This window comes from Delftia sp. K82 (assembly GCF_002193035.1).
Lineage (GTDB): Bacteria > Pseudomonadota > Gammaproteobacteria > Burkholderiales > Burkholderiaceae_C > Comamonas > Comamonas acidovorans.
The window spans coordinates 574333-575592 of the sequence record NZ_MYFL01000003.1 but is presented as its reverse complement, the minus strand read 5'-3'; the positions used below and the strand labels follow the sequence as shown (position 1 = coordinate 575592).

General features: G+C 70.2%; 1 protein-coding gene and 1 pseudogene. Both read left to right on the top strand.

Annotated elements, in window-relative coordinates:
- A partial coding sequence (locus tag KDK82_RS19475) for an acyl-CoA dehydrogenase family protein (protein ID WP_143343516.1) occupies positions 1-1044 on the top strand: 1044 nt, incomplete at its 5' end.
- Positions 1045-1058: 14 nt separating this feature from the next.
- A pseudogene (locus KDK82_RS33250) lies at positions 1059-1260 on the top strand (tripartite tricarboxylate transporter substrate binding protein); the annotation flags it as partial.

The following is a 1260-nucleotide window of genomic DNA, read 5'->3' as shown; positions in this document are numbered from 1 at the left end:
CCGCCCGCCGTGGTCCAGGAGCTGCGCGACAAGGGCTATTTCGGCTGGAGCATTCCCCAGGCCCATGGCGGCCTGGGCCTGAGCACCGAGGAGCTGGTGCGCTGCGCCTTCGAGCTGTCCCAGGCCTCGGTGGCGCTGCGGGCCCGCGTGGGCACCAACACCGGCATTGGCTCGGAAGCCCTGGTGGCCGACGGCACCGAGGCGCAAAAGCAGCGCTGGCTGCCGCGCATGGCGCGCGGCGAGCTCACGGGTTGCCTGGCGCTGACCGAGCCGGACGCGGGCTCGGAAGCGAGCAACATCCAGACCACGGCGCGCCGCGAGGGCGACCACTATGTGCTCAACGGCAGCAAGCGCTTCATCACCAATGCGCCGCTGGCCGATGTCTTCACCGTCATCGCCCGCACCGGCGAAGGCAGCACGGGCAGCGAGGGGCTGACGGCCTTCTTCGTGGAGCGCTCGCCGGGCCTGGTGACAGGCCAGCCCTATCGCAAGATGGGCCAGGCGGGCTCGCCCGTGTCCGACGTGCATTTCCAGGACTGCCGCGTGCCGGCCGACCAGATCATCGGCGGGCGCGAGGGCCAGGGCTTCAAGACCGTGATGAAAGTGCTCAACAAGCAGCGCCTGCACCTGGCCGCGCTGTGCACGGGGCCGGCGATCCGCATGCTGGACCTGGCGCTGGCCCATGTGCGCCAGCGCGAGCAGTTCGGCCAGCCGGTGGCGAACTTCCAGCTGGTGCAGGCCATGCTGGCCGACAGCCGCACCGAGATCTTCGCGGCGCAATCCATGATCCTGGAGGCCGCCCGCGCGCGCGACCGGGGCGAGGACGTGGCGCTGTCCGCCTCCATGTGCAAGTACTTCGCCTCCGAGATGTGCGGCCGCGTGGCCGACCGCGCGGTGCAGATGTTCGGCGGCGCAGGCTATGTGGCCGACTTCAGCCCCATCGAGCGCTACTTCCGCGACGTGCGCCTGTTCCGCCTCTACGAAGGCACCAGCCAGATCCACCAGCTCAACATCGCCAAGCTCATGCTGCGCGAGAGCGCCTGACACCGGAGGCCCCCATGACATCCCCCCTCACCTCGAAGCACCTGACCACCCTGGGCCTGCTGGCTGCGCTGTGTGCCTGCGCGCAGGCTGCCCAAACGGCCCAGGCGACTTTTCCCGATCGGCCCGTGCGCGTGATCGTTCCCTTTCCCGCAGGCGGCAGCACCGACCTCGTGGCCCGGGCGCTGTCCGTGGAACTTGGTCAGGCCCTGGGCCAGC